Genomic DNA, 20,328 nt, shown 5'->3' with positions numbered 1-20,328 from the left:
ACGATGGCCAGGGCCTCGGAGTTTGATCTGATCGGCCGCTATCTGGCGGACCGCGGCGCCCGGCGCCGCGATGTGGTTCTGGGTGTCGGGGACGACGCCGCGATATTGGCCGGCGACGACCGGCCGCTGCTGATGGCCCTGGACACCCTGGTCGAGGGGGTGCATTTCCCCGCGGATCTGCCGGCCGGATGGGTCGGTCACCGGGCCCTGGCGGTCAACCTGAGTGACATCGCCGCCATGGGGGGCGAGCCCTGCTGGGCGCTGCTGGGGCTGACCCTGCCCGAGGCCGACGAGGCCTGGGTCAGGGCTTTTGCTGATGGCCTTGATGCGCTGGCCCGACGCCACGCGGTGGCCCTGGTGGGGGGTGATGTGACCCGCGGGCCGCTCAGTATCAGTGTGCAGGTCGCCGGCCACGCCAACGGGCCGGTGCTGCGTCGGGCGGGCGCCGCTGTGGGCGACCGGGTCTGGGTATCGGGTCGGCCCGGCGATGCCATGGGCGGCCTGGCGGTCTGGCAGGATCCGACGCAGCGTGATCGGCGCCAGTGGCGGGGGCTGCAGCGGGCGTTCATCGCCCCGCGTCCGCGCGTCGCACTGGGTCAGGCGCTGGCCGGCATCGCCAGCGCCGCGATTGATGTCTCCGACGGGCTGGTGGCGGATGCCGGGCACATCGCCCGCGGCAGCGGCGTGGCCATCGCGCTGCAGGCGGCGGCCTGCCGGCCCTCGGCACGGCTGTGTCACTGGCTGGGCGATACCGCCGCGCGCCAGACCCTGCTTGCCGGTGGTGACGACTACGAGCTGTGTTTTACCGCCCCGGCGGCCGCCGATGCGGCCGTCCTGCAGGCGGCACGGGCCAGTCGCACGCCGGTCCGCTGCATCGGCGCGGTGCGCGCGGGTGCCGGCGTGTGGCTTGATGGTGAGGCGTTGACCGCCGACACCGCCGGCTACCGCCATTTCAGTGACTGATCCCGGTGGCGGGGTCCCGGGCCGCGGTGTAATATTTAGATTATGGAAATGCGTGATCGGGTGGATCCTTCGGGATCCTGTCGGACAAAGACCTGCAGCCGCTGCAGCCTGAGCCGGATCTGTCTGCCGGTGTCGCTGGACGAGGCGGATATCGGCACGCTGGGGCGGCTGATCGAGCATCAGCCGACGCTGCGCCGGGGCGAAGCGCTGTTCAACGAGGGCGACGGGTTTCGGGCGCTGTATGCCGTGCGGGCCGGGTCGCTTAAATCCTTCACCACCACGGCGAGCGGCGAACAGCAGGTGACCGGTTTCCATCTGCCGGGCGAGCTGGTGGCGTTGAATGCCATCAACCGCTGGGAGCATCCGGGATCGGCGGTGGCGCTCGAGACCACCAGCGTCTGCGAGCTGCCCTTTGAAAAGCTCGAGGATCTCGCCGCCGACATCCCCGATCTGCAGCGCCAGCTGCTGCGGTTGATGTCGCAGGAGATCGCCGACGATCAGGACATGCTCTTCACCATGGCCCGGCGCAACGCCGACGAGCGGCTGGCCATCCTGTTACTGAGCTTCTCCGAGCGCTTCCGGCAACGCGGCCTGTCCGGCACGCGCTTTCGCCTGTCCATGGCGCGCAGCGATCTGGGGAATTATCTGGGACTGGCGCCGGAGACCATGAGCCGGGTGTTCCGGCGCTTTCAGGATCAGGGCTGGATCCGCGCCGAAGGGCGCGAGGTGGAGCTGCTCTCGGTGGAGGCCCTCGCCGAGCTGGCGGCGTAGACCGCCAGCATCGCCCGGCCAGGGCCTGCCGCCCCGGGGGTTACATCATCCCGGTCTGAAGCTTGGCCGCCTCGGACATCATCTCGAAGCTCCACGGCGGGTCGAAAACGATCTCAACGCTGACGTCCTCGATGGTGGGGATCTGCTTGACCTTCTCGCGCACGTCATAGGCCAGGATGTCGCCCATCCCACAGCCCGGTGCCGTGAGCGTCATATCGATTTCCACCGACCGCGTGCCATCGTCACGCAGGCTGACGTCGCAGCGGTACACCAGCCCCAGCTCGACCACGTTGATGGGGATTTCCGGGTCGAAGCAGCGCCGCATCTGATCCCAGACCAGCTGTTCGACCTCCTCGGGTGTGGCGTTCTCGGGCAGCTCGGGCGCCGGCTCGGGATCCTTGCCGATGGCATCGGCATCCTTGCCATCCACCCGGAACAGGTTGCCCTGGATGTAGACCGTATAGCTGCCGCCCAGGGCCTGGGTGATCATGCCCTCCGCCCCCTGGGGGATGATGCCGGTATCGCCCGCCGGAATCAGGGCCGCCTCGCAGTCGCGCTCGAAAATGACCGGCTCGTTACTCTGCATCATCGTCTCCCGGATTGATTGCCCATCGTGGGAAGTCAGGATACCACTGCGCGATCCGCTGTCCGACCCGGGGAGAAATCGTTTTTCAGTTCGCGTATCGTGAACCATGAATCAACAAGCCAGGAGGCTGTGTCATGAATGACAATGTCCACCATCTCTCCCCGCTGCTGCGCCAGTCCAGCGACATTCTGGTCGAGAGCGCGCAAGGGATGTACGTCTATTCCGAGGATGGCGGCAAGTACATGGACTTTGCGTCGGGCATCGGTGTGCTCAGCACCGGTCACTGCCACCCGCGGGTGGTCGAGGCGGCGAAGGATCAGATCGATCGGGTCGTGCACGCCCAGTACGCGATCATGAAGCATCAGCCGATCCTGGATCTCTCGGATCGCATCGTCGAGCTGATGCCTGACGCCATCGACAGCGTGTTCTTCTCCAACGCCGGGACCGAAGCGGTGGAGGCTTCGATCCGACTGGCCCGCCAGGCCACCGGCAAGCCCAATATCATCGCCTTCCGCGGCTGCTTCCATGGCCGCACCATGGGGTCGCTGGCCACCACCAGTTCCAGTGCCGCCGTGCGTCAGGGCGTACAGCCGCTGATGGGCGGGGTCGTGACGGCACCGTTCCCGGATACGAACTGGTACAACATGAGCGAGGACAAGGCGGCGGATTTCGCGCTGCGCGAGCTCGACTACATCCTCCAAGTGCAGAGCGTGCCCATGGAGACCGCCGCCATGCTGATCGAGCCCATCCAGGGTGAGGCGGGCTACATCCCCGGCAACACCCGGTTCATGCAGGGCCTGCAGGAACGCTGTAACAAGCACGGCATCCTCCTGATCATGGACGAGGTCCAGTCGGGCAATGGCCGTACCGGCCTGATGTGGGGCTACGAGCACTTCGGGGTCGAGCCCGACGTGGTCGTCTCGGCCAAGGGGGTCGCCAGCGGCTTTCAGCTGTCGTTCATGGCCGCCCCGGCGGAGCTCATGAGCCGGGCCCTGCCGGGCTCGCAGGGTGGCACCTACGGCGGCAACGCCGTGGCCTGCGCCGCCGGACTGGCCACGCTCGACGTGATCCGCGATGAAAAGCTGGTCGAGAATGCGGCGGACCGCGGTGCGCAGCTGCGGGCACGCCTGGAAGACGTGCAGTCGCGGCATCCCGAGATCGGCAACATCACCGGCCGCGGCCTGATGATCGGCACGCATCTCGTCGATGCCCACGGCAAACCGGATGGTGACCGCGGCGCGAAGATGCTCAAGGCCTGCGAGCACCGCGGTCTGCTGATGATCCGTTGTGGCCCCTGGGGTGGCAACGTGGTGCGCTGGATCCCGCCGCTGATCGTCTCCGCCGAGGAGATCGACTGGGCGGTGGAGCAGTTCGAGGCGGCACTGGTGGAGACCGGCGGCGGCGAGCAGCCGGCGGCGATCCGCAACACCGGCTAGACACCTCCGGGCTGATTCCGGCCCACGAACCCAGGCCCGGGCTTTTGCCCGGGCCTTTTTATTGGGAGTCTGCGCATGATTTCGGCCGTTCGGGGGCTTGGAGCCCACCGATACCTGCTGTTGTTCGGCTTTTTAATGGTTTTCCTCTCGGGGCAGGGTCAGACGTTTCTGATCTCGCTCTACGGCGGTGAACTGCGCGCGACCTTCGATCTCAGCAATGCCGAGTTTGGTGGGCTCTACTCGCTCGCTACCCTCATGAGCGGGCTTCTGGTGATCAGTGTTGGCCGGGGTGTCGACCGGTTGCCGCTGCCGGTGTTTACCGCTGGGGTCATCCTGGGGGCGGCCGCGGGCGGTCTGCTGCTTGCGCTGGCGCCGATGGCCTGGCTGCTGGTGCCGGCTTTTCTGCTGCTCCGCCTGTGCGGGCAGGGGCTGATGGTGCATGTCGCGCAGACCACGGTGGGCCGCCGTATCGAGACGGGCCGGGGCACGGCGATCAGCATGGTGACGGTTGGTTTCCCGACCGCTGAAGCAGTGATGCCCATGGTGGTGGTGGCGCTGATCGCTGCCTTCGGCTGGCGCGGGAGCTGGCTGCTGCTGGCGTTGTTTCTCGTCATCGTTGCCTTGCCCCTCGCGCTCACGCTGCTCCGGATGGAGAGGCGTTCGATCCAGTCGTCCCGTGATCGGGGATCCGGGGATGCGCTTTCCGGTGAGGAGGAGTCCTTCGGGGCGGCGCCAGAGCGGCGGGACTGGACCCGGGCCGAGGTCCTGCGCGATAGCCGCTTCTATCGTATTCTGCCCGCGCTGCTGGCACCGCCTATCCTGATCACGGCGTTGTTTTTCCATCAGGTACCGATCGCCGAGGCCAAAGGGTGGAGCCTGGAGCTGGTTTCAACGGCGTTCACGGCATTCGCCAGTACGCACGTCCTCTCCCTGCTGCTGAGTGGCCCGTTGGTCGACCGAATCGGTGCACAGCGCTTGCTTGGCTTTTATCTATTGCCGCTGCTTTTTGCCCTGGCGGTGGTGGGGTTCGTCCCCGGTGGCTGGGCGGCACCGCTGTATCTGGGGCTCGCCGGGTTGTGCATCGGCACGGCCGGGACGCTGATGGGCGCCCTGTGGCCGGAGCTCTATGGCCTCCGGCATCTGGGCGGGATCCGCGCCATGGCGCACGGAGCGATGGTGCTTGGCACCGCCGCTGGCCCCGTGCTGATCGGTTTTCTACTGGATATCGGTATGAACGTTCCAACCCTTGCGCTGATCATGATGGCCTATCTATCCATCGCGATCCTGCTGGTGCGGCCGGTGGCTGTGGCCGCTAACCCACCGGCACGGTCTGTACCTCGGTGAACTCGAACAGGCCCTCGAGCCCGCCCTCACGGCCAAAGCCGGACTGCTTCATGCCGCCGAACGGGGCCTCGGGGGTCGGGCCACTGCCGGTGTTGAGGGCGGCATGGCCGAAGCGCAGCCGGGCGATGACCTGATGGCCCCGCGCCTGATCGGCGGTGAACACATAGGCGGCCAGGCCGAAGTCGGTGTCGTTGGCCATGGCCACGGCCTGGTCCTCGTCATCGAAGCTGATCAGCGGGACCAGCGGGCCGAAGGTCTCTTCGCGGTAGCAGGCCGCGTCGCTGGGCACATCCAGCAACACCGTCGGCGGATAGAATGTGCCGGGCAGGCCGCCGGCATCGCCCTGGAAGATCTGCCGGGCACCGCGATCGAGGGCGTCGCTGACATGCCGCTCGACCTTGGCGACGGCGTTTTCATCAATCAGCGGGCCCAGTTTGGTGCCGGCCGCCATGCCGTCGCCCACGGTCAGGGCCTTGACGCGCACGGCAAGCTTTTCGGCGAACGCCGCGGCGACGTCACGCTGGACGAAGATCCGGTTGGCGCAGACACAGGTCTGCCCGCCCCCCCGAAACTTGTTGCCGATCAACTGATCCGCGGCGTGATCCAGATCGGCATCGGCGAAGACGATGTAGGGGGCATTGCCGCCGAGCTCCAGGGTGAGGCGCTTGATCCCCGGCGCTGACTGCTCGATCAGCGTGCGCCCCACCTCGGTGGAACCGGTGAAGCTGATCACCCGCACCGAGGGGGTATCGAACAGCGCATCGGTGATCGGCCCGGCCGAGCCCAGCACCAGATTGGCCTTGCCCGCCGGCAGTCCGACCTCGCGGTCGAGCAGCGTGAACAGCGCGATCATGGTCAGCGGCGTCTTCGACGAGGGCTTGACCACGCTCGCGCAGTCGGCGGCGATCGCCGAGGAGAGCTTTTTCGCGATCATGCCGATGGGGAAGTTCCACGGGGTGATCAGCCCCACCACGCCGGCCGGGCGGTAGTGGATATGCCATTCGCAGTCGCGCGGCCGCTCGTCCAGGGTGTGTGAGGCGAGTGCGTCGATGTGGGTCGCGGCATAGCGGAAGAACCCGGCGGCGTAGTCGGCTTCGCCCTGCGCTTCGGCCAGCGGCTTGCCATGCTCGAGGCAGAGGATGCGACCGATCTCCTCGCGATGCCGCGACAGCGCATCGGCGATGGCATTCAGCCACTCGCGGCGCTGCTCGAGCGTCGCGGGCCGTTCGAGGGCCTGCTCGGCGGCGGCCGTCGCGCGTCGGGTTTCATCGGCGCCCATCGCCGCCACCGCCGCCAGCGGGGCATTGTCGACGGGATTGGTCACGGTCAGGGTATGGCCCTTGTCCGCCATCAGCCATTCGCCATTGATGTAACCGCCGAGCGACGGGAGAAGGGGAGAGTCGATCATCAGCTGCCTCGCTTGTGGGTTCGTGCGTTGTGATCAGGACGAAGCGGCAAAGCCCTGGGCCTTGTCCACGGGGTTGTTGAGGGCCTCGCCGCGCTGCCAGCGCCGGAAGTTGTCGATGAACTGCTCGGACAGGGCGGTCTTCCAGCCAATGAAATCGCCGGCCATATGCGCCGAGAGGTGCACATTGGGTAGATCCCAGAGGGGATGATCGGCGGGCAGCGGCTCGTGCTCGAACACATCCAGCGCAGCGCCGTCGATGGCGCCGTCCTCAAGGGCCGCCACCAGGGCGTCGGTCTGCACGATCGGCCCGCGGCCGATATTGATCAGCCGGGCATGTTCGGCCATGGCCTTGAATTCGGCGGCGCCGAACAGTCCGCGGGTGGCCTCGGTGAGCGGTGCGGCGATGACCACGAAGTCATAGTCGGGCAACAGCGAGAGCAGATCGGCCTGGGCATAGATCGCCCCGAAGTCATCATCTCCACCGCGCGCGCGGCGCCCCACGCCATCGCACTCGATGCCGATGGCGCTACAGGTGCGCGCGATGCGCCGGCCGATGGCGCCACTGCCCACCACCAGCAGGCGCTGCCCGGCCACCGGCTCGGTCTCGCGGTGCCGCCACTCGTGGGCCTGCTGGAGCTGCCAGTTACCGGCGAAGTCCTTGCAGAAGGCGATGATCTGGCCCAGTACGTATTCGGCGATGCACCGATCGAAAATGCCCCGGGCGTTGGTGACCGGGATGTCGCTGTCGCGCACCGCGGGGATCATGAGTGCGTCGACGCCGGCGCTGGTGGCGTGGATCCATTCCAGCGAATCCGCCGCCGGCCAGGCCTCGGCCAGGGCGTCGGTGCGGAAGTCGGTCACACAGAGCACGCTCGCGCCGGGCAGCGCGGCCTCGAGACTGGCGGTGTCTTCGGCCACCCGCAGATCGGCGTCATCCTGCAGGGCCTCCATGCCCTGGGGAAGCCCTTCGCCGGGGGCGGTCAGAACAACGATTCGTGGCGGCGCGCCGGCCATGTGAAACCCCTTTTCAACGCCTGATGCTGCAGTGACGGTATACACCCGCCATGGGTGGGTCAACTGGCCTGCAGAGCGCGTCGCGAGGGGCTTGACCGACTTCCCGCCGAGGTCTAGCTTCGCCGTGTTGGGCACTGTTTTTCCACACCGCAGCAAAAGAGGATTGGGCCATGGTGAATCCGGTCGAGATGGAGCAGGGCGACCAGGCCGAGGCGCCGCTTTTCAGTCCGTCTCTGCAGGCGATTCCAATGCCGGGTATCCGGCGGATGATCAACACCGCTGCGGGCATGGAGGATGTGATCCATCTGTCCATCGGCCAGCCCGACTTCCCCACGCCCCCGCACATCGTCGAGGCGCATATCGATGCCCTGCGCGAGGGGTATACGGGCTACACCATGGATGCCGGTCTGCCGGAGCTGCTGAGCGAGCTGGCGCGTTACTACTCGAAGCGCTATGACCGCGAGCTGACCGAGGACAATTTCCTGGTGACCACCGGCGCCACCGAGGCCATGTATCTGGCGCTGACGGCCACCGCGGCGCCCGGTCGGCAGTTCATCGTCACCGACCCGACCTTTCTGCTCTACGCCCCGCTGATCCGTATGAACGGCGGCGAGGTCAAGGTCATCCCGACGCGGCCCGAGCATGGTCACCAGGTCGACCCGCAGGAGGTGATCGACGCCATCGGCATGCGCACCTTCGCGATCGTGCTCAACTCGCCGAGTAACCCCAGCGGGGCGGTCTACCCGCGCGAGACCATCGAGGCCATTGTCCAGGAGGCGGCCTACCGCGGCGTCTATGTGTTCGCCGACGAGGTCTATGACCATATCCTGTTGGATGAGGGGATGGAGTTCCCCAGTGTGATCAACTGCGCGTCGGATCTGGATCACGTGATGTCGGTCTCGAGCTTCTCCAAGACCTTCAGCATGGCCGGCATGCGGATCGGCTGGATGATCTCCAGCCAGGGCGCCATCAAAAAGCTGCGGCGCTATCACATGTTCACCACCACCGTGGCCAGCACGCCGGCGCAGTGGGCCGGGGTGGCCGCGCTCAAGGGCGACATGGCCTGCGTCGACGACATGAACGCCGAGTACCGGCGGCGCCGCGACCGGGTGGTGGAGCTGGTCAGTGAGACACCGCACCTGACCGGCTACGTCCCCCAGGGGGCGTTCTACATCTTCCCGTCGCTGCCGCCACGCACCGATGCCACGGATCTGGCCCTGCGCATGCTCGAGGAGACCGGCGTGTGCGTGATCCCCGGCGATGCCTTTGGTGATACCTGCAGCAACGCCGTGCGGATCAGCTTTTCCAACTCGATGGAGAACATCGAGGAGGCGTTCGCCCGCATGCAGCCGTGGCTGGCCCGACAGAACTTCTGATCAGTCGTCGAGCCACTGCACGCGGTAGAGGTCCAGACGCCGGTCGCGGGCGTTCTGGACCGAGCCCTCGGCCCGGAGCTGGGTGAGCTTGTCCATATCGAGGTCCACCACCAGGGTCATTTCGGTGTTGGGCGTCGATTCGCTGACGATGCCGTCGTGGGGGAAGGCGAAGTCCGAGGGTGAGAACACCGCGGCCTGGGAGTACTGGATCTCGATGTTCTCCACCCGCGGCAGGTTGCCGACACTGCCGGTGATGGCCACGTAGCACTCGTTTTCGATGGCGCGCGCCTGGGCACAGCGGCGCACCCGCAGGTAGGCGTTCTTGGTGTCGGTCCAGAACGGCACGAACAGGATCTCCATGCCCTGGTCGGCCAGCAGGCGGCAGGCCTCGGGGAACTCGACGTCGTAGCAGACCAGGATGCCGATGCGACCGACGTCGGTGTCGAAGGCCTTCAGCGCATCGCCGCCCTGGACACCCCAGTAGAAACGCTCGTCCGGGGTGGCATGCAGCTTGAAATGGTTGTCCATGGTGCCATCGCGGCGGCACAGATAGGCGACGTTGTAGAGGGCGTTGTCCTCGTACACCGGCATCGAGCCGGCAATGATGTTGATGTTGTAGGACACCGCCATGCGGCTCATGGCATCGGCGATCTCGGTGGTGTACTGGGCGAGCCCGCGCATCGCCTCAGCCGGGTCTTCCTGGTTGAACTGCGCGAGCAGCGGGGCGTTGAACAGCTCCGGAAAGAGGATGAAGTCGCAGTTGTAACCGGCCATGGCGTCGACGAAGAACTCGATGTTCGACATCAGGTCCTCGAAGTTGGTCACCCGGCGCATCTGCCACTGGACCGTGCCCACCCGCACGGTGGACTTACGCCCGCCGATCAGCGAGGTGCGCTCGTTTTCATAGAAGATGTTGTCCCACTGCAGCAGCGTGGCGAACGCGCCCGAGTCCTGATCCTCGGGCAGATAGGCGGTGATCACCCGACGCACATGGAAGTCGTTGGCGAACTGGAACGACAGGATGGGATCGTAGAGTTCGCGTCGCCGGACCCGGTCGATGTACTCCTCGGGTTTCATGGCCTCGGCGTGTTCGCGATAGCCGGGCATGCGCCCGCCGGCGACGATGGCGCGCAGGTTGAGGCTGCGGCACAGCTCCTTGCGTGCATCATAAAGCCGCCGGCCCAGGCGGATACCGCGGTACTCGGGGTCGACGAAAATATCGACGCCATAGAGCACATCGCCGTTGGGATCGTGATTGGTCAGGTAGCCGTTGCCGATGATGTCGTCGTATTTGTGGCGGTCGCCATAGCGGTCGTAATCGACGATCATGGAGATGGCGCCGGCCACCACACGGCCGTTATCCTCGATGCAGATCTGGCCTTCGGCGAAACGGCTGATCTGCGCGGAGAACTGCTTGCGCGTCCAGGCGCCGCCCAGGTCGGGGTAGACGGCGTCCATGATGTGCTTGATGTCGGGATAATCCGACGGCCGCAGATGACGCAGCCGCAGGTGGTGTTCTTCGGTGGTCGTATCCTGTTCACTCATGCGCCAAGGATATCATTGCCCATCACGGAAAAAGGAGTGCGCGATGACTGACGAGCTTTCCCACGAACAGCGGCAGGCCCTTCGCGAGGCCCTGGAAAACGAGCAGGCGGCGCTGCGCGAGGAGATCCGCGCGGAGGTGCTGGCCGCCGACCTGCATCGCTCCGAGGAGGTGGCGGATCGCGTGCGCGATGCCGGCGACGAGTCGTTGGTGGATCTGCTCGCCGACATCGAGTATGCCGATATCGATCGTCACATCGCCGCGCTGCGGGCCAATGAGGCGGCCCTACGGGCCTGGCACGAGGGGGGCTACGGGCGCTGTGTCGATTGCGGCGAGCCCATCCCCTTCGAGCGGCTGCAGGCCCTGCCGTCGGCGGCACGCTGCATTGACTGTGAGACCCGCCGCGAGCAGCAGGCAGGAGGCCGGCCGCCACGTCTCTAGCGCGGTGTCTGATGGCCAGCGTGGCGCTGGCGATGATGGTGGTCAGTGCCCCCGGGCGGGCGGCCGTGGATCTGACACTGACCGGCGCCGATGGGGCGCTGGCGGATAATCTGCGTGCCCACGTCGACACCGATGTCTCACTGGAGTCGGATCTGGCCGGGCGTTTCTACCGCGATCAGGTGCGCGAGTCATTGCGCGATGGCGCCGAGGCATTGGGCTATTACGAGGCGCGATTCGACATCACGCTGACCGCCTCGCCGGAGGACTGGCGACTGGACGTGGCCGTCACGCCGGGTCCGCGGGTCCGGGTGCGCGACGTCGAGGTGCGCATCACCGGCGATGGCGCCGATGACCGCGTCCTCGCGGCCCTGAGTGAGCGGCTGCCACTGCGTGCCGGTGAACCCCTCAATCATGCCGACTACGAGCGCAGTAAACGCGCCCTGATCAACGAGGCGCTGCAGCGGGGCTATTTCGATTACCGCTTCACCACCGCCGAACTGGCGGTGAACGTCGATGGGGGCTGGGCGGAGGCCATACTGGTGATGGACGCCGGAGCCCGTTATGCCCTGGGGGAGGTCACATTCTCGCCGTCGCCGTTCCGCCAGCGCTTCCTGAGCCGGCTGGTCCCGTTCGAGCCGGGCACCCCCTACACCGCTGAGGCGGTGGCGGATCTCAATCAGCGCCTGCTCGACAGTGGCTACTTCACCGACGCGCAGGTCGAGACCCGGCGCGATGCCGGGCCGCCCGCCCGGATACCGGTGGAGGCCGATGTGGTGATCCGTGAACGCAACACCGTCACCACCGGCGCCGGCTACTCAACCGACGAGGGGCCGCGTCTGCAGCTGGGCTATCAGCGCCATTACGTCAACAACCGCGGCCATCAGCTGAGCAGTCAGCTGCGCGTCTCGACGGTGCGCCAGAGCATCGATGCCCGCTACGAGATTCCGCTGGCCGACCCCATCAACGACCATCTCACCCTGAGCACCGCCTGGGAGAACGCCGACATTGAGGACACCCGCAGCGAGCGCTACAGCGTACGGCTGGCCCGGCGGCAGACATTCACCTCGGGCTGGACGCGCACGCAGTCGCTGCGCTGGCTTGAGGAGCGCTTCACGGTGGGCGTCGACAGCGGCCGCAGCCGATTGGTGCTGCCCGGGATCAGTTTCTCGCGCACCCGATCGCGCGGTGGGCTCGACCCCGACTGGGGTGATCAGCAGCGCTACTCCCTTGAGGGGGCGAGTGAGGCGCTGCTCTCGGATGTGGACATCGCCCGCCTGCGCCTGGACAACACCTGGCTGCGCAGTGTCGGCGAGGCCCACCGCTTCAAACTCAGTGCCCATCTGGGCGGCGTGGCGACCAGCGACTTCGAGCAGACTCCCACCTCGCTGCGGTTTTTCGCCGGCGGCGATCAGAGCGTGCGCGGCTTCGCCTATCGCAGCCTGGGGCCGAAGGACGATAATGGCGACGTGATCGGCGGCCGTTACCTGACAACCGGCAGCGCTGAGTACAGCTACGGCCTGACCGATGACTGGCGGCTGGCCACCTTTGTGGACGCCGGCAACGCCTACCGCGAACCCAGCGCCTTCGACCCGGCGGTGGGGACGGGTTTTGGCGTGCGCTGGACGTCGCCGGTGGGGCCGCTGCGGCTCGACCTGGCCTGGGGCGTGAGTCGCGAGGACGTACCGTTTCGCCTGCATTTCTCCATCGGGCCGCCGTTCTGATGCCGGGTCTGCGCAGTCTTCTCATCACTCTGATGCTGGCCGTTCCGCTGGCCGGTGCCTGGCTGATCAGCACCACCGAGGGCGCGCGCTGGCTGGCCGCCCGGGCCCAGGCGTTCGAGCCGGCACTCGCTCTCGAGATCACGGACGGCAGTCTCTGGCACGGCCTGCAGGCCAGGGATCTGCGCTGGCGCGATGGAGACCGCGGCCTGGCGGCGGAGGCCGTGGCGATCGACTGGTCGCCGCGCTGCCTGTTGCGCGGGCAGGTCTGCGTCGATGCGGTGCGCGTCACCGGTCTGCGGCTTGATCTGCCGGCCGGCGAGGCGGCCGCCGCGTCGTCAGCGCCGGCGACCGACCCGCTCGAGGCGCTGCCGCGCCGCCTGTCACTGCCCACCCTGGAATCCCCCGTGCCGCTGCGTCTGGAGCAGCTGCGCATCGACGGACTGAGTGTGCAGCGCGCCGACCGGGCGCTGGCGGCGGGCATCGACGCGCTGCGACTGAGCGCGCACGTGACGGGCCGGCAGCTGGACATCACCGCGCTGTCGGTGGCGGGAACGGCCGGTCGCGCCCGGCTGGAGGCCCGGGTCGACATGGACGGCCACTGGCCGCTCGAGGCCGACTGGCGCGTTGAGCCGGTCGCCGCGCTGACGGCCGGCGAGTCGCTGACGCTGCAGGGCCGGGGTGAGGGATCCCTGGCCGATCTGCGCCTCACCGGCTCGGTGAGGGGGGCACGGACCGTGGAGTTTTCCATCGGCGTCGCAGCGCTTGACGCCCCGCGACGGCTGGAGGCGCGCATCGCCGCTGGCGACGGCGTCCTCAATCTCCGGGGCCGGGCGGATGAGCGGATTGAGCTGGAGGGGGATCTGCAGGCGCCCTCGCTCGCGCCTTTCTGGCCGGGGCTCGAGGGGCAGCTGCAGGGCGATTTCCGGGTGGCCGGCCGGCTGCTGCAACCGTCCCTGAGTGCGGCGCTGACCGCCACGGACCTTCGCGTGGGCGATCTGGCCCTTGAAAACGCCCGGCTCAGTGCCGACTGGAACGGCGCAGAGGGCGGGCGCGCCCGCCTCGAGGTCACCGGGCTGCGGCAGGGCACGGCACTGCGCGGCTCAGGTCAGCTCACGCTGAGCGGGCAACCCGATGATCACCGGATTGACCTGCAGTTCGAGGGCCAGTCCGGGGCGCTGCCGGTGGGGCTGGAGGCCCGACTGATCGGCGGACGCTCGGCGGGAGCGCGGGAGTGGACCGGTCGGCTGCAGCAGGCTTCGCTGACCGTCGACGGGCGGACCGGTCGCCTGCTGGGCACACCGGGACTGACGGTCGGGCCCCAGCGACTGCGCCTCGACGGCCACTGCTGGGCGTGGCCGTCGGTCCGCGCCTGCAGTCAGCCATTGCAGGCCACACCCCGCTCGGCGCAGTGGCGGATCAATCTGTCCGCCGTGCCGCTGGCGCTGTTGCAGCCGCAGTTGCCGGCAGGGGTCAGTCTGCCCGGCTCGGTCACCGGCACCGCCCGCCTTGAATGGCAGGCCGATACCGGCGCCTCGGCGCGGCTGACACTGGTCAGCCCCGCGAGCCGGATCGAACTGCCCCAGCCCGATCGCGAGCAGCCGCTGGTGCTCGACTACGATCGGATTGTCGTGGACGCCGATCTGACGCCGGCGCGGGCGCAGCTGCGCCTGGGACTGGCCTCGCCTGACATCGGACAGGGCGGTTTTGCCGTGCAGACCGATCCGGGTGATGCCAGCCGTCCGCTGACCGGGCGGGTCTGGCTCGACGGTGTGGGGCTGGCCCCCCTCGCCGGCGCGCTGCCGCAGCTGCGGCGCGCCGAGGGCCGCGTCAGTGCCCGCGGCGAACTGGCGGGCACTCTGGCCGCGCCGCGGTTCCGCGGCACGCTGCGCCTGCGGGACGGGGTGCTGCTGCCCTCGGCCCTGGTCGAGCCATTGACGGCGGTTGATCTGAGCGCCGAGGTGGCCGGTGAAACCGCGCGCCTCAGTGGCGGGTTCGCGGCCGGCGACGGCGAGGCCAGCCTGGACGGTCAGCTGGACTGGGCCGGGGGCACTCTTGAAGGCGCGGTCAACCTTGTGGGCGAAGCGCTGGATGTGCAGGTCGGTAATCTGGCGCAGCTCACGGTCAGTCCGGATATCCGCCTGGGCGTGGGCGCCGAGACCCTGCAACTGACCGGTCGCATCGATGTGCCCCGCGCCCGGATCGAGCCCACCGGCGGGTCGGCCGGGGCGATCCGCCCCTCGCCGGATGCGGTGCGCGTCGATGCCCGGGGCCGGCCGCTGGCACCCGCGGATGAGGCGGAGGCCGGGCGCACGCTGGAAAGCGATCTGCGGCTGCGGTTGGGTGACTCGGTGCGGTTCGCCGCCCGCGGCGCCAGCGGTCGGCTGGCCGGCGGGCTGCGGCTGCGTCAGGTGGGCAGCGAGGGGGCCGAGGCCGAGGGGGTGCTGACCCTGGAGGAGGCCGGCTACGAGGCGTATGGCCAGTCACTGACGGTCCAGCGCGGCCGCCTGGTGTTCAGCGGTCCACTGACCCGGCCGCAGCTTGATATCGAGGCGGTGCGCGAGACCCCCGGGATTACCGCGGGACTGCGCATCACCGGCCCGGCCGATCAGCCCCGGGTGCGGCTGTTCTCGGATCCGGCCATGGCGCAGGCGGACATCCTCGCGGTGCTGCTCACCGGTCGGCCGCCGGGGCAGGCGAGCCCCGGCGAAGAGGCACTGCTGAGCCGGGCGGCGCTGTCACTGGGCGTGTTCGGTGGCGGGCAGCTGGGCGAGTCGCTGGCCAGCGAGCTGGGGGTGGAGGACTTCCAGATCGCCGCCGACGGCCAGGGCGAGGACGCCCAGGTGGCGGTCAGCGGTTATCTCTCCCCCAATCTGATGGTGCGCTATGGCGTCGGGGTGTTCGAACCCACGACCACGCTCAGCCTGCGCTACTACCTGACCCGCCAGTTCTACCTCGAGGCGGTCAGCGGTGCGGAAAGCGCCTTCGACGTATTCTATTCGTTCGACTACGACTGATCGCCGCCGCCCGCGGATGACCCGCTCTGGCGACGGTTGCCGCCGCTGCGCCGGCTGTTGCCACTGCGGCGGTTGTTCATGCGCGCCGCGGGCTTGAGGTCGTCGACGATCAGCTCGGCGGGCGCCATTTCCGCCGGGATCTTCTGATCGATGTAGCGCTCGATGTCGGGCAGCGAATAGACGTAGGTCTCGCAGGCGAAGCTGATCGCATCACCGGCGGCGCCGGCCCGGGCCGTGCGCCCGATGCGGTGCACATAATCCTCGGCATCCTGGGGCAGGTCGTAGTTGATGACGTGACTGACCTCAGGGATATGCAGCCCGCGCGCGGCCACATCGGTGGCGACGAGGATTGGCAGATCGCCCCCCTGGAATTTCTCCAGCAGCTGCTCGCGCTTGTTCTGCGGGATGTCGCCGGAGATGACGGCTGCCTTGATGTCGTTGCCGATCAGATAGGCGGCCACCCGGTCGGCGTCGCGCTTGGTGTTGACGAACAGCAGCGTGCGCGTGGGCGCCTGCTGGCGCAGTACACCGATGAGCAGGCCGATCTTCTGGTTGTTCTCGACATGGTAGAGGGTCTGGCGGACGCGGTCGGCGGTGATCGTGTCCGACTCGATCTGCACCGACTCGGGCTCGTTCATATGCTCGTAGGCAAGCTCGCGGACGCGCTCGGACAGCGTCGCCGAGAACAGCATGTTGAGGCGCTGGTCCGGCGCCGGCATGCGCCGCAGCAGATAGCGGATGTCGGCGATGAAGCCCATGTCGAACATGCGGTCGGCCTCGTCGAGCACGCAGACCTCGATATTGTCGAGGCTGAACACCCCCTGCTTGAAAAAGTCGATGATCCGCCCCGGTGTGCCGATCAGCACGTCGGTGCCGCGCTCCAGGGCCTTGCGCTGGCTTTCGTAGCCGGTGCCGCCGTAGATGCAGGCAAAGTCCATGCCGGTGAACCAGCCGAGCCGTTCGGCATCCTTGTGAATCTGCAGGGCGAGCTCGCGGGTGGGCGCGAGGATGATGGCCCAGGGGCCTTTCTTGTCGGCGGCCACGGGGCGCGACATCAGCCAGTGCATGGTGGCCAGCAGAAAGGCCGCCGACTTGCCGGTGCCGGTCTGGGCCTGGCCGGCCACGTCGCGGCCCTCGAGGGCGATGGGCAGGGCCGCGGCCTGGATCGGCATGCAATGCTCGAAGCCGGCCTCGCGCAGGCCTGTGAGAAGGGATTCGTGAAGTCCGAGGGACTCGAAAGCGGTGTCAGAGAGATGATTTTGTTCCATGACCGCCGAGGATACCGTATTGATCGCTTTTATGCCCCTCGTCGATATCGTCCGCAATCCGTACACTAATGGTACGCATTCAATGAGGAGCCAAAATGAGCGACGTACAGGACAGCATCCGCGAGCAGGTCGAAGGCAATCCGGTGATTCTCTACATGAAAGGCTCACCGCAGTTCCCGCAGTGCGGGTTCTCGATGCGCGCCGCCCAGGCCCTGGCGGGCTGCGGTGTGGAGTTCGCCTATGTCAACGTGCTCGAGGACGAAGGCATCCGTCAGGGCATCAAGGAATACGGCAACTGGCCGACCATCCCGCAGCTGTATGTGAACGGCGAGCTGCTCGGTGGCTGTGACATCATCATGGAGATGCACGAGTCCGGCGAGCTGCAGGAGGCGGTCAAGGCCGCCACGCCCGACGCTTAGGCGCCGGGTGCGTCGAGGGGATGCCCGTGGGCGGCATCCCAGCGATTGACGATGGTGCAGAACAGCTCGGCGGTCTTCTCGGCATCGTAGATCGCCGAGTGGGCCTCACGCGCGTCCCAGTGAATCCCCGCCGCCGCAATGCCCCGCGCCAGTACCGTCTGACCGTAGGCAAGCCCGGACAGCGTGGCGGTGTCAAAGCACGAGAATGGGTGAAACGGATTGCGCTTGATGCCGCACCGCTTCACCGCCGCGTTCAGAAACCCCAGATCAAACCAGGCGTTATGTCCCACCAGCACGGCACGGCTGCAGTCGTTGGCGCGGATCGCCTCACGCACGGGCTGAAAGACATAGCGCAGGGCCTCGTCCTCGGGCACCGCCATGCGCAGCGGGTGATCGGGGTCGATCCCGTTGAATTCCAGCGACTTCGGGTCGAGGTGGGCACCTTCGAAGGCCTCGACGTGGGTGGTGAAGGTCTCGCCGTTATAAAGCCGGCCGGCGTCGTCCATTCTCACGATCACCGCGGCGATCTGCAGCATGGCGTCGGTGGCGGCATTGACGCCGCCGGTTTCGATGTCGACGACCACTGGCAGAAAGCCGCGGAATCGCTGGTTGATGGGGCGGGCGTTCATGCGGACTCCGTCTGCGGGTCGCTGGCCAGCGACCAGTCAATGGTGCCACCGGCGCGCAGCGGTACGATGCGTGCGTCGCCATAGGGCAGGGTATCCGGCAGGCGGCGTGCCTGCCGGGTCAGTGTCAGGGTGTCAGTGGCACGCGGCAGGCCGTAGAAGTCGGCGCCGAAATGGCTGGCAAAGCCCTCCAGCCGATCCAGCGCACCGGCCTGCTCGAAGGCCTCGGCATAGAGTTCGATGGCGAGCGGGGCGGTGAAGATGCCGGCGCAGCCGCAGGCGTCTTCCTTGGCCGACTGGGCATGGGGCGCGCTGTCGGTGCCGAGGAAGAATCGCGGATGCCCACTGGTGGCGGCCTCGAGCAGGGCGGCGCGATCCCCCTCGCGCTTTAGGATCGGCAGGCAGTAGTGGTGGGGACGGATCCCGCCGGCGAGCAGATCGTTGCGGTTCATCAGCAGGTGCTGCGGGGTGATGGTGGCGCCGAGCCGTTCGGGCCCCTGGCGCACGAAATCCACCGCGGTCGCCGTGGTGAGATGCTCGAGCACGACGCGCAGGTGGCGGTGGCGGTCGAGCAGGGGCGCTAGGCGCTCATCGAGGAAAACCGCCTCACGATCAAAGATATCCGTTTCGGGATGGGTGACCTCGCCATGCAGGCAGAGCGTGAGGTCGTGCTCGGCGATGGCGGCGAGCGCCTCGTCGCAGCGCCGCAGATCGGTCACGCCCGAGTCGCTGTTGGTGGTCGCCCCGGCGGGGTAGAGCTTGACCGCGTGGATGAACCCGGTGGCCGCCGCGCGCTCGATCTCGCGCGCTGGCGTGTTGTCGGTCAGATAAAGCGTCATCAGTGGCTCGAACCGGCTTCCCGCGGGGCGGGCCGCAAGGATCCGCTCGCGATAGGCGGCGACCGCGTCGGTGGTGGTCAGCGGCGGTGTCAGGTTGGGCATGATGATGGCGCGGCCAAAGCGCGCCGCGCTCCAGTGCACGACATCCGCCAGCGCGGCGCCGTCGCGCAGGTGCAGGTGCCAGTCGTCGGGTCGGGCGATGGTCAGCGTTTCCATGGCGGGAGTATATCAGGGCCACCGGCCGGCGCCTTGATTCTCCGCGCCGGCGCGCCGATCATTGCGGCACGAACCCGCTCCCAACCCCGCAATTCGAGAGAGCAATCCATGAGCACAATCAAAAAGGTGGTTCTGGCCTACTCCGGTGGCCTGGATACCTCGGTCATCCTGCAGTGGCTGCGCGATCACTACCAGTGCGAGGTCGTGACCTTCACCGCCGACCTGGGGCAGGGCGAGGAGCTCGAGCCCGCCCGCGCCAAGGCGAAGGATCTGGGCGTCGAGGAGATCTATATCGATGACCTGCGCGAGGAGTTCGTGCGCGATTTCGTCTTTCCGATGTTCCGCGCCAACGCCCTCTACGAGGGTGAATACCTGCTCGGCACCTCCATCGCACGGCCGCTGATCGCCAAGCGCCAGATCGAGATCGCCCGCGAGACCGGCGCCGACGCCGTCTGCCATGGCGCCACCGGCAAGGGCAACGATCAGGTGCGCTTTGAGCTCGGCTATTACGGCCTCGAGCCCGGGATACATGTCATCGCGCCGTGGCGTGAGTGGGACCTCAACTCCCGCGAGCGTCTGCTCGCCTACGCCGAGGATCGCGGCATTCCCATCGAGGGCAGGACCGAGGGCGGCGGATCGCCCTATTCCATGGATGCCAACCTGCTGCACATCTCCTATGAGGGCGGCGTGCTGGAGGACACCTGGACCCCGGCCGAGGAGAATATGTGGCGCTGGAGCGTCGCGCCCGAGGCGGCGCCGGATACGCCCACCGAGATCGAGCTGACCTTCGAGGGCGGTGATCCGGTGGCCATCAACGGCGAGTCGCTGGCGCCGCATGAAATGCTCTCGCGACTCAATCAGCTGGGCAATGACAACGGCATCGGGCGGATCGACATTGTCGAGAACCGCTATGTCGGCATGAAGTCCCGCGGCTGTTACGAAACTCCCGGTGGCACCATCCTGCTGCGGGCCCATCGCGCCATCGAGTCGATCACCCTCGACCGCGAATCGGCGCATCTCAAAGACGAGCTCATGCCGCGCTACGCCGAGCTGATCTACAACGGCTACTGGTGGAGTCCTGAGCGCGAGGCGCTGCAGGCGCTGATCAACCAGACCCAGACCCGGGTGAATGGCGTGGTCCGGCTCAAGCTCTACAAGGGCAATGTCATCGTGCTGGGCCGGCGCTCGGCCACCGACAGCCTGTTCGATGACAGCATCGCCACCTTCGAGGACGATGCCGGCGCCTACGACCAGAAGGACGCTGAAGGCTTCATCAAGCTCAATGCCCTGCGGCTTCGGGTGGCTGCCCGGCGCGGTGAATAGGCCGGTACGTTGACCCACCA

General features: G+C 67.5%; 17 protein-coding genes. 10 read left to right on the top strand and 7 right to left on the bottom strand.

The genetic code is table 11. The features are described from left to right. Positions 1-3 precede the first annotated feature (3 nt). Together thiL and fnr are read left to right on the top strand one after the other, a co-directional pair. Positions 4-963: a thiamine-phosphate kinase gene (gene thiL, locus FPL11_RS05915; protein ID WP_144347811.1), complete on the top strand. Its 960-nt coding sequence runs from the start codon at positions 4-6 to the stop codon at positions 961-963. Positions 964-1,005: 42 nt separating this feature from the next. Next, positions 1,006-1,734: a fumarate/nitrate reduction transcriptional regulator Fnr gene (gene fnr / locus FPL11_RS05910; RefSeq protein ID WP_281283406.1), complete on the top strand. Its 729-nt coding sequence runs from the start codon at positions 1,006-1,008 to the stop codon at positions 1,732-1,734. Between the two features lie 40 nt (positions 1,735-1,774). Here fnr and sufT read toward each other — a convergent pair whose 3' ends face one another. Further along, a complete protein-coding gene (sufT, locus tag FPL11_RS05905) occupies positions 1,775-2,320 on the bottom strand; it encodes a putative Fe-S cluster assembly protein SufT (protein ID WP_200833575.1) in 546 nt (181 codons plus the stop codon). Positions 2,321-2,454: 134 nt separating this feature from the next. Between sufT and FPL11_RS05900 the strand changes: the two genes are divergently transcribed. Then, positions 2,455-3,756: an aspartate aminotransferase family protein gene (locus FPL11_RS05900; protein WP_144347810.1), complete on the top strand. Its 1,302-nt coding sequence runs from the start codon at positions 2,455-2,457 to the stop codon at positions 3,754-3,756. 75 nt (positions 3,757-3,831) lie between these two features. After that, complete coding sequence (locus FPL11_RS05895) at positions 3,832-5,100, top strand: MFS transporter (RefSeq protein WP_144347809.1); 1,269 nt, start codon at positions 3,832-3,834, stop codon at positions 5,098-5,100. Here FPL11_RS05895 and FPL11_RS05890 read toward each other — a convergent pair. Together FPL11_RS05890 and FPL11_RS05885 are read right to left on the bottom strand one after the other, a co-directional pair. Continuing rightward, a complete protein-coding gene (locus FPL11_RS05890) occupies positions 5,069-6,508 on the bottom strand; it encodes an NAD-dependent succinate-semialdehyde dehydrogenase (protein WP_144347808.1) in 1,440 nt (479 codons plus the stop codon). The genes FPL11_RS05895 and FPL11_RS05890 overlap by 32 nt on opposite strands. Before the next feature lie 33 nt (positions 6,509-6,541). Further along, positions 6,542-7,522 (bottom strand): D-2-hydroxyacid dehydrogenase, encoded by a 981-nt coding sequence (locus FPL11_RS05885; RefSeq protein ID WP_144347807.1) that lies wholly within the window; start codon positions 7,520-7,522, stop codon positions 6,542-6,544. 170 nt (positions 7,523-7,692) lie between these two features. Between FPL11_RS05885 and FPL11_RS05880 the strand changes: the two genes are divergently transcribed. Continuing rightward, complete coding sequence (locus FPL11_RS05880) at positions 7,693-8,898, top strand: pyridoxal phosphate-dependent aminotransferase (protein ID WP_144347806.1); 1,206 nt, start codon at positions 7,693-7,695, stop codon at positions 8,896-8,898. Here the strand turns inward: FPL11_RS05880 and FPL11_RS05875 are convergent, their stop codons facing one another. Further along, the gene (locus FPL11_RS05875) at positions 8,899-10,443 is read right to left on the bottom strand and encodes a bifunctional GNAT family N-acetyltransferase/carbon-nitrogen hydrolase family protein (protein WP_110883223.1); all 1,545 of its coding nucleotides are present in this window, start codon (positions 10,441-10,443) and stop codon (positions 8,899-8,901) included. Positions 10,444-10,486: 43 nt separating this feature from the next. Between FPL11_RS05875 and FPL11_RS05870 the strand changes: the two genes are divergently transcribed. From FPL11_RS05870 to FPL11_RS05860, 3 genes are read left to right on the top strand one after another with little or no spacing between them, the layout of a single operon-like run. Then, positions 10,487-10,882: a TraR/DksA family transcriptional regulator gene (locus tag FPL11_RS05870; protein ID WP_110883222.1), complete on the top strand. Its 396-nt coding sequence runs from the start codon at positions 10,487-10,489 to the stop codon at positions 10,880-10,882. An 11-nt stretch (positions 10,883-10,893) separates the two neighbouring features. Beyond that, positions 10,894-12,603 carry an autotransporter assembly complex protein TamA gene (locus FPL11_RS05865; RefSeq protein WP_144347804.1) on the top strand — a complete coding sequence of 570 codons (1,710 nt, stop codon included), beginning with the start codon at positions 10,894-10,896 and terminating at the stop codon, positions 12,601-12,603. A gap of 32 nt (positions 12,604-12,635) precedes the next feature. Further along, positions 12,636-15,617, top strand: a complete 2,982-nt coding sequence (locus tag FPL11_RS05860) for a translocation/assembly module TamB domain-containing protein (RefSeq protein WP_144347803.1) — start codon at positions 12,636-12,638, stop codon at positions 15,615-15,617. On the opposite strand, the gene FPL11_RS05855 is transcribed toward FPL11_RS05860, so the two are convergent. Further along, positions 15,608-16,885 carry a DEAD/DEAH box helicase gene (locus tag FPL11_RS05855; RefSeq protein ID WP_144347802.1) on the bottom strand — a complete coding sequence of 426 codons (1,278 nt, stop codon included), beginning with the start codon at positions 16,883-16,885 and terminating at the stop codon, positions 15,608-15,610. The two genes, FPL11_RS05860 and FPL11_RS05855, sit on opposite strands and share 10 nt — an antisense overlap. 95 nt (positions 16,886-16,980) lie before the next feature. Here FPL11_RS05855 and grxD point away from each other — a divergent pair, with 95 nt between their 5' ends. Next, positions 16,981-17,304, top strand: a complete 324-nt coding sequence (gene grxD / locus FPL11_RS05850) for a Grx4 family monothiol glutaredoxin (RefSeq protein ID WP_144347801.1) — start codon at positions 16,981-16,983, stop codon at positions 17,302-17,304. Here grxD and rnt read toward each other — a convergent pair. After that, a complete protein-coding gene (gene rnt / locus FPL11_RS05845; RefSeq protein ID WP_144347800.1) occupies positions 17,301-17,933 on the bottom strand; it encodes a ribonuclease T in 633 nt (210 codons plus the stop codon). The two genes, grxD and rnt, sit on opposite strands and share 4 nt — an antisense overlap. Next, the gene (gene pyrC / locus FPL11_RS05840; protein ID WP_144347799.1) at positions 17,930-18,985 is read right to left on the bottom strand and encodes a dihydroorotase; all 1,056 of its coding nucleotides are present in this window, start codon (positions 18,983-18,985) and stop codon (positions 17,930-17,932) included. Before pyrC ends, rnt begins: the two co-directional genes overlap by 4 nt. A gap of 108 nt (positions 18,986-19,093) precedes the next feature. Between pyrC and FPL11_RS05835 the strand changes: the two genes are divergently transcribed. Next, positions 19,094-20,308, top strand: a complete 1,215-nt coding sequence (locus FPL11_RS05835; RefSeq protein WP_144347798.1) for an argininosuccinate synthase — start codon at positions 19,094-19,096, stop codon at positions 20,306-20,308. Positions 20,309-20,328 lie beyond the last annotated feature (20 nt).

This window comes from Spiribacter aquaticus, assembly GCF_007625215.1.
GTDB lineage: Bacteria > Pseudomonadota > Gammaproteobacteria > Nitrococcales > Nitrococcaceae > Spiribacter > Spiribacter roseus.
The sequence above is the reverse complement of the archived record's forward strand: the minus strand, read 5'-3'. Positions and strand labels throughout refer to the sequence as shown.

Coding starts and splice junctions, on each gene's coding strand:
- thiL (WP_144347811.1), top strand. CDS start 4: ATGGCCAGGGCCTCGGAGTTTGATCTGATCGGCCGCTATCTGGCGGAC.
- fnr (WP_281283406.1), top strand. CDS start 1,006: ATGGAAATGCGTGATCGGGTGGATCCTTCGGGATCCTGTCGGACAAAG.
- sufT (WP_200833575.1), bottom strand. CDS start 2,320: ATGCAGAGTAACGAGCCGGTCATTTTCGAGCGCGACTGCGAGGCGGCC.
- FPL11_RS05900 (WP_144347810.1), top strand. CDS start 2,455: ATGAATGACAATGTCCACCATCTCTCCCCGCTGCTGCGCCAGTCCAGC.
- FPL11_RS05895 (WP_144347809.1), top strand. CDS start 3,832: ATGATTTCGGCCGTTCGGGGGCTTGGAGCCCACCGATACCTGCTGTTG.
- FPL11_RS05890 (WP_144347808.1), bottom strand. CDS start 6,508: ATGATCGACTCTCCCCTTCTCCCGTCGCTCGGCGGTTACATCAATGGC.
- FPL11_RS05885 (WP_144347807.1), bottom strand. CDS start 7,522: ATGGCCGGCGCGCCGCCACGAATCGTTGTTCTGACCGCCCCCGGCGAA.
- FPL11_RS05880 (WP_144347806.1), top strand. CDS start 7,693: ATGGTGAATCCGGTCGAGATGGAGCAGGGCGACCAGGCCGAGGCGCCG.
- FPL11_RS05875 (WP_110883223.1), bottom strand. CDS start 10,443: ATGAGTGAACAGGATACGACCACCGAAGAACACCACCTGCGGCTGCGT.
- FPL11_RS05870 (WP_110883222.1), top strand. CDS start 10,487: ATGACTGACGAGCTTTCCCACGAACAGCGGCAGGCCCTTCGCGAGGCC.
- FPL11_RS05865 (WP_144347804.1), top strand. CDS start 10,894: ATGGCCAGCGTGGCGCTGGCGATGATGGTGGTCAGTGCCCCCGGGCGG.
- FPL11_RS05860 (WP_144347803.1), top strand. CDS start 12,636: ATGCTGGCCGTTCCGCTGGCCGGTGCCTGGCTGATCAGCACCACCGAG.
- FPL11_RS05855 (WP_144347802.1), bottom strand. CDS start 16,885: ATGGAACAAAATCATCTCTCTGACACCGCTTTCGAGTCCCTCGGACTT.
- grxD (WP_144347801.1), top strand. CDS start 16,981: ATGAGCGACGTACAGGACAGCATCCGCGAGCAGGTCGAAGGCAATCCG.
- rnt (WP_144347800.1), bottom strand. CDS start 17,933: ATGAACGCCCGCCCCATCAACCAGCGATTCCGCGGCTTTCTGCCAGTG.
- pyrC (WP_144347799.1), bottom strand. CDS start 18,985: ATGGAAACGCTGACCATCGCCCGACCCGACGACTGGCACCTGCACCTG.
- FPL11_RS05835 (WP_144347798.1), top strand. CDS start 19,094: ATGAGCACAATCAAAAAGGTGGTTCTGGCCTACTCCGGTGGCCTGGAT.